The organism is Pseudomonas sp. MT92 (assembly GCF_058792515.1).
Genome location: NZ_JBXAFA010000039.1, coordinates 1 through 6,042, shown reverse-complemented (window position 1 = coordinate 6,042; position 6,042 = coordinate 1). Strand labels below are relative to the sequence as shown.

Genomic DNA, 6,042 nt, shown 5'->3' with positions numbered 1-6,042 from the left:
GGGGTTTGGGGAGCAATGGAACCAAAAACCAACGTAAGCTCTGAATCCCACCGTAAAGGGGCTTTCCGATCTCCAGCTCACCCGCCAGGCATTACTCTCTGATCAGTGCCTCGATGATCGGGCAGATCGTTCCGCCGTCTCCCGCATCACATTGCTGCACCAGTTCGCCTAACAGTTGCTGCATGACGACCAAGTCGGCCATCTTCTGCTCGATCAACGCGAGCTTGCGTGCAGCCCGTGCTCGCGTTTCGGCACAGGCGCACGACTCATCCAGCGTCAGCAGTCCACCGACTTCCGAGAGCGTGAAACCCAGCGCCTGAGCCCGCTTGATGAAACGCAGTCGCTTCACCATGTCCACCGGATAGCGCCGATGGCCACCCAAGGGTTTGGCTGGTTCATCCAGCAGCCCGCGTCGCTGGTAGTAGCGGATCGTCTCGACGTTCACCCCGGCGGCGTCTGCCAGCTTGCCAATGGTCAGCTCTGTGGCCATCACTTTCTCCTTGATTCCGTACTTTGGTACGGAGTTTAGAATAGCACCTAGGCAATCAGGCTCAGGAGATGGGAATGGGGATGCAACTCACCGGGAAAGGCTCGCTGGTCGCGAGTTCGCTGACCGCCATCGGTGCGTCGGTGTGCTGTGTCGGGCCACTGGTGCTGTTGGCACTCGGTGTCGGCGGTACGTGGGTGGGCGCTCTGACCATGATGGAGCCACTACGCCCCCTCTTCATCGGGTTGACTCTACTGTTCCTGGGATTGGCATTCCGCAAGCTCTACCTGGTGCCACAGGTTTGTACGCCAGGTACACCCTGCGCCGATCCGCGCACGCTCGTGCGACAGCGACTCGTGTTCTGGATCGTCAGCGTGCTGCTGCTCGGCCTATTGGCCGTGCCGTGGCTCGCCCCGCTGTTCTACTGAAGGAGATTAACCATGCGCAAACTGCTGATCGCCGTGCTTTTCGCCTTGCCCTTCGTGGCGCTGGCGGCTCCCCCGAAAACCGTCACGCTCGACGTGCAGAACATGACGTGCGGACTCTGTCCGATCACGGTCAAGAAGTCGCTGGAGAAGGTGTCCGGCGTGAGTGACGTCCAGGTCAATTTCGACCAGAAGACGGCGACCGTCACCTACGATCCCGATAAGGCCCAGCCCGAGGCACTGACTGAGGCGACCGCGAACGCGGGATACCCCTCCACAGTGCAGAAGTGAGGTCACGATGAGCGCCATTGTCCTTGAGTCCGTGCTGACTTGCCCGCGCTGCGGCTTCGCCAAGCCGGAAACCATGCCCACGGACGCCTGCCAGTTCTATTACGAGTGCAGCAACTGCAAGGCGCTGCTGCGCCCCAACCCAGGGGATTGCTGCGTTTTCTGTTCGTTCGGCTCGGTGAAGTGCCCGCCGATCCAGCAGCAGCTTGGGTGTTGCTCATAGCGTTTAGGGGGATCACAGGTCGTCGTCTGGATTACGCAGTGGCCGCAGCTCGCCGCGCGCAACTTCTTCCGGTACCGCAAAGGAATACCGCCCGAGCATGTTGATGTGCTCGTAGATCAGCGGCGATAGCCGGGCCAAATCCTCTTCCAGCACTGGATAGCCGTGCTGCTTGAGCCGTTCCACGGCCGCCGTCATGTAGAGGGTGTTCCACAGCACGATGATGTTCACCACCAGGCCCAGAGCACCGAGCTGGTCTTCCTGGCCTTCGCGGTAGCGCTGGCGGAGCTCGCCGCGTTTGCCGTGGAACACGGCGCGGGCCAGGCTGTGCCGGCCTTCGCCTCGGTTCAACTGGGTCAGGGTGGCGCGGCGCTTGGACTCGTCGTCGATATAGGTCAACGTGTGCAGAGTCTTTTCGATCCGCCCGAATTCGGCCAGCGCCTGGGCCAGCCGGGTGGGTCTATCTCCCGTTTGCAGCGTGCGCATGATGCCAGTCGCCGGCACCCGGCCGAGTTTGAGCGAGCCGGCCAGGCGCAGCAGGTCGTCCCAGTGCTCGGCGATCAGGTCGAGTTTGACCGACTGGCGGGCCAGCCCGTTGAGCTTGCCGTAGTCCGCGTCCGGGCGCGTGCGCCAGAAGCGGGTACCGCCGACATCGGCCAGCCGCGGACTGAAGTGGTAGCCAAGTAGGCGGAAGAGCCCGAACACCACATCGCTGTAGGCCCCGGTGTCGGTCATGATTTGCGTCGGCTGCAACTCGGTCTGCTGTTCCAGCACGACCGCCAGCAACACCAGGCTGTCGCGCAGCGTGCCGGGCACGGTGATGGCGTTGAGGCCGGAGAATTGGTCGGAAATCAGGTTGTACCAGGTGACACCCCGGCCGGTGCCGAAATACTTCGGATTGGGGCCGGCATGCACGGTGCGCACCGGTACGACGAAGCGCATGCCATCGGCGGAGGCGACCTCGCCGCCACCCCAGACTTGGGCCAGTTCCAGTTGGCTTTGCGCTCCGACCAGGATGGCGTTAGCCGCTGACAGGGTGTCGTCGCGGATATAATTCTGGCTGACCCAGGACAGCCGGTCACGGCGCAGCGCCGGGTTGTCGGTGCGGATCAAGGGCTCCAGGCCGGTGTTGCAGGCCCCGCCCAACAGCACCGCGCAGAGGCTGGTGACCAGGTTGTCGGCGCGTGCATTGCGTTCGGAGACATGGGTGAAGGCCTCGGAAAAGCCAGTGCGGGCGGCGATTTCCAAGAGGATTTCCGGCAGATCGACACGCGGCATCAGGTCAGACACGGCCGCCCGCAGTTGCAGCAACGAGCAGGGCTCGTCCAGCTTGTCCAGCGCCCCGAGCGACAGTTCGGTCTTGCCCTCGGTGTTCTCGCTCAGTTGAATCGCCGGGTTGTCGGGCAGGCGCGCGGCTACTGCCAGCCAGGTTGCATCCAGCTCGACGGACAAGGCGTCCAGGGTGGTTTTGGCGTCGATGGTCAGGCCCAGTGACCGGCAGATGATCGGTCGCGCCGCCAGCCATTCGGCACCGTCGAGCAGGCCAAGACGCGGGTCGGCATAGCGCCAACTGGGCGAGACGAAGACATCGCGGCGGCGCAGGGCCGTGCGCAGCGCATCGAGCGTGCAGAACACATAGGCACCCATGTCGAGGGAGCCATCTTCGCGGGTGATGTGCTTCTGCCAAGCCTTGGCCACGATCTCCTGCGGCGCGTCATCCTCTGGCTTCCGGCGCGGCAGGTTCAGTTGCAGCCACTCCAGACTAGCCGCCACGCCCTTGCCGGCCGGGCTGAAGCCGAAGCGGATGTGCTTGAGCAGGTCGGGCAGGAAGCGGCGCACGCTGCGGTAGCGCGCTTCCAATGCAAGAAAATAGACGTCATCTACCGGGCGGATCAGCGCGTTGACCTCTTCCAGGGCCTTTTCCAGGGTGGTCCTCGGCAGGTCGTTGAACAGCCGGGCGCGCACGTTGTCATCGCTGATCGAGCTGTCCAGCACGACCTTGCACGCGGCGGCGAGCGTCGCGGCCGACCGATCCAGGTCTTTCAGGCTGCGCATGCGGGCTTTCTTGTCGGCCTTCTCCGCGTTGCTGAACAGGTCGCGCAGCAAGGCCTCCAGGACTTCCAGTGCGTCGTCGTGCGCAGTCGCCTCCAGGCAGAGTGCGAAGGCCACCAGTGTCGCCATCCGCCGCGACGCCGGCAGCCGATTAATCGCGGTGACCTTGGCCGTGTTGGCGAAGCGGGCCAGGGCGGCGATACGGCTGGGAGGGATGTGCGCCGCCGCCGGCAAGGTGATGCCGATGCCGCGCACGTCATCGAGCCGGCGCAGTGCCCGAATCAACGCGGGGCCACTGACCATGACCGGGCCGGAGCGCAATTGATCCAGCCGGGAGCTGCGGTTGCCTTCGGCCACCGTCAGCAAGTCTTGCAGTTGCAATCGCTGTTCCTCAGTCACGCTGCGGCCCAGCGTAAACCAGAGGCGTTCTTCGACCCGACTGCGCAACTGGGCGATAAAGCGCTCTAGTTGAGACACACCAGGCAGGAGGACTTTCTGTGTGAACAGCCACGAGGTGGCTCGCTCAAACAGCACTCCCGGCCGGTCGGTGCCCGTCCAGCAGAGGGCATACAGCCAGCGGCTCAAGCGAAAGCCGATGCCCGGATCGGTGAAATGACGATAGCCAAAGCGGTTCTGAATATCGGTGGCATGTATCCAGCGGCGATGATCGCTATAGCGCTGGAGGCAGTCGGGGTCTGGAATCGCCAGTTGTCGGCAAAGCACCTGCAGGACTTCCACCGGCACGGCGGCGGGCTTGTCCGGCAGAACGCCAACGAAGCGGACGGTGGTCAGCAGAACGGCATAACCCAGACGGTTATGGTTACCCCGCAGCACCTGGATGGCTTCACGGTCTTCATCGCTCAGGTGGAAGTAACGTTCCAGCTCTTCACGGCTGGGCGAATCAACATAGCGGCCAAAACCGTCGCGTTGCTCTTGAGTCAGAAAACCGACCGGCATTGATCACAGCACCTCGACGCAGAACACGGCGGGCGTGACGATCCGCGTGCGTTCGATGTGCCCGCGTTGCAGCAGGCCGGCGCGGCGATCACCGGTTACCAGGTAGTCCGCATCGCCCGCCAAGGCCATGGCCAGCAAAAACGAGTCATCCGGATCATCGGCTTCGACCTCGATGGTCAGGCGCTCCAGTACCACAGCCCGTTGCAGGTTATTGATCATGGCGCCCACCTTGGCGGGCTGTAGGATGGCCTGAAGCTTGGGATAGCGGCTGGCTCGACGAATTTCATCGAGTTGCATCCGCGAGGTCACCACCTCGAAACGCGCCGCCCGCCAGGCACGGTAGATCGCATCGGGCGCGCCATGTGGCGAGATCAGGGCGCTGAACAGGATGTTGGTATCCAACACGACCCGCATCAGCGCTTACGTGCCCAGTCGAGCGCTTCGTCAACCGCGTTGGTCAATTCTGCCTCACTCAGATGGGCGTTAGCGGCCTTGGCCTGCTCAGCGCTCAGCTCCAGGATGTGTGCCCGTACCGCTTCTTCGATGAAGCGCGACAGGTCGCCCTTACGGCCGCCGCCCTGGCTGGCCAGAAACATCCGAAGCGACTGGTCGGTGTCGGCCGAGACGGCGACATTCCAGCGAATGGTATTCATAGCGTTCTCCGCTAATAGGTGTTTGTGTGTTTATACGCCAATCACAAAGGGCGATGCAATGGTTCGACAAAACGAAGGTTTTGCCGAACTCTATCGAGGAATGGCTCGGTTCGTTAAGCTCCCCGCGCTACGGTTCAAATAACTGGTACGCTTAATCAAAGTTCAACTATTACTAACGTAGTCGAGTAAACAGTACTTTTGATGAAGATCGGTTATGCGCGAGTGAGCACTCGGGATCAGAAAGCCGACCTACAAGTCGATGCCCTGAAACAGGCCGGGTGCGAACGCATCTACCAAGACATCGCCAGCGGCGCGAAAAGCGCCCGGCCGGAGTTGGACAAACTGCTGGCCAACGTGCGGCCGGGTGATGCCGTGGTGATCTGGAAGCTGGATCGCCTTGGGCGTTCCCTCAAGCACCTGGTCGAGTTGGTCGGCGAGCTGGCAGAGCGCAAGGTCGGCTTACAGAGCCTGAATGACCCCATCGACACCACCCACGCCCAAGGCCGCCTGGTGTTCAACCTGTTCGCCTCGCTGGCGGAGTTCGAGCGCGAGCTGATCCGCGAGCGGACTCAGGCGGGTCTGTCGGCCGCACGGGCGCGTGGCCGGATCGGTGGCCGTCCCAAGGGCCTGCCAGCCAAGGCTGAGGCCACCGCCATGGCGGCCGAAACCCTCTACCGCGAAGGTCGCCTGAGCGTCAGCGCGATCGGCGAGAAGCTGCACATCTCCAAGAGCACGCTGTACAGCTACCTGCGCCACCGTGGTGTCGAGATCGGCGCGTACCAGAAGAGCGCCAGGTCACGCGACCAGCAGCCTTCGGCCGCGTCGCCGGCAGAGCCGCCCGCCGCCGAGCGGGTGGCCACCGTCACCCTGCGCCTCGCGGTGGTGAATAACAGCAAGTTCGTGCGCGGCCGGAAGCGGGCCACGGAGAACATTGAGCGCTACTGCCTGGAGCCCTATGGC

The 6,042-nt window shown here is 63.1% G+C and carries 8 protein-coding genes; 4 read left to right on the top strand and 4 right to left on the bottom strand.

Translation table 11 applies throughout. The annotated features are described in order from the left end of the window. Positions 1-91: 91 nt before the first annotated feature. On the bottom strand, positions 92-490 hold the full coding sequence (gene merR / locus AC1Q6D_RS33035) for a mercury resistance transcriptional regulator MerR (protein ID WP_003089120.1): 399 nt from the start codon (positions 488-490) through the stop codon (positions 92-94). Between the two features lie 74 nt (positions 491-564). Here merR and AC1Q6D_RS33030 point away from each other — a divergent pair, with 74 nt between their 5' ends. The 3 genes from AC1Q6D_RS33030 to AC1Q6D_RS33020 are packed head-to-tail and all read left to right on the top strand — an operon-like array spanning position 565 to position 1,423. Then, positions 565-915: a mercuric transporter MerT family protein gene (locus AC1Q6D_RS33030; protein ID WP_003089115.1), complete on the top strand. Its 351-nt coding sequence runs from the start codon at positions 565-567 to the stop codon at positions 913-915. 12 nt (positions 916-927) lie between these two features. Further along, complete coding sequence (gene merP / locus AC1Q6D_RS33025; protein ID WP_003150552.1) at positions 928-1,203, top strand: mercury resistance system periplasmic binding protein MerP; 276 nt, start codon at positions 928-930, stop codon at positions 1,201-1,203. 7 nt (positions 1,204-1,210) lie between these two features. Further along, the gene (locus AC1Q6D_RS33020) at positions 1,211-1,423 is read left to right on the top strand and encodes a GDCCVxC domain-containing (seleno)protein (protein ID WP_003089113.1); all 213 of its coding nucleotides are present in this window, start codon (positions 1,211-1,213) and stop codon (positions 1,421-1,423) included. Positions 1,424-1,435: 12 nt separating this feature from the next. On the opposite strand, the gene AC1Q6D_RS33015 is transcribed toward AC1Q6D_RS33020, so the two are convergent. The 3 genes from AC1Q6D_RS33015 to AC1Q6D_RS33005 are packed head-to-tail and all read right to left on the bottom strand — an operon-like array spanning position 1,436 to position 5,082. Continuing rightward, positions 1,436-4,429, bottom strand: coding sequence for a Tn3 family transposase (locus tag AC1Q6D_RS33015; RefSeq protein WP_003299771.1), 2,994 nt, complete (start codon positions 4,427-4,429; stop codon positions 1,436-1,438). A 3-nt stretch (positions 4,430-4,432) separates the two neighbouring features. Continuing rightward, complete coding sequence (locus tag AC1Q6D_RS33010; protein WP_003150546.1) at positions 4,433-4,843, bottom strand: putative toxin-antitoxin system toxin component, PIN family; 411 nt, start codon at positions 4,841-4,843, stop codon at positions 4,433-4,435. After that, complete coding sequence (locus tag AC1Q6D_RS33005; protein ID WP_003089107.1) at positions 4,843-5,082, bottom strand: ribbon-helix-helix domain-containing protein; 240 nt, start codon at positions 5,080-5,082, stop codon at positions 4,843-4,845. The genes AC1Q6D_RS33010 and AC1Q6D_RS33005 overlap by 1 nt, the downstream gene beginning before the upstream one ends. Before the next feature lie 201 nt (positions 5,083-5,283). Between AC1Q6D_RS33005 and AC1Q6D_RS33000 the strand changes: the two genes are divergently transcribed. After that, positions 5,284-6,042: recombinase family protein (locus tag AC1Q6D_RS33000; RefSeq protein WP_103406911.1), on the top strand; the 759-nt coding region annotated here is incomplete at its 3' end.

Coding starts and splice junctions, on each gene's coding strand:
- merR (WP_003089120.1), bottom strand. CDS start 490: ATGGCCACAGAGCTGACCATTGGCAAGCTGGCAGACGCCGCCGGGGTG.
- AC1Q6D_RS33030 (WP_003089115.1), top strand. CDS start 565: ATGGGGATGCAACTCACCGGGAAAGGCTCGCTGGTCGCGAGTTCGCTG.
- merP (WP_003150552.1), top strand. CDS start 928: ATGCGCAAACTGCTGATCGCCGTGCTTTTCGCCTTGCCCTTCGTGGCG.
- AC1Q6D_RS33020 (WP_003089113.1), top strand. CDS start 1,211: ATGAGCGCCATTGTCCTTGAGTCCGTGCTGACTTGCCCGCGCTGCGGC.
- AC1Q6D_RS33015 (WP_003299771.1), bottom strand. CDS start 4,429: ATGCCGGTCGGTTTTCTGACTCAAGAGCAACGCGACGGTTTTGGCCGC.
- AC1Q6D_RS33010 (WP_003150546.1), bottom strand. CDS start 4,843: ATGCGGGTCGTGTTGGATACCAACATCCTGTTCAGCGCCCTGATCTCG.
- AC1Q6D_RS33005 (WP_003089107.1), bottom strand. CDS start 5,082: ATGAATACCATTCGCTGGAATGTCGCCGTCTCGGCCGACACCGACCAG.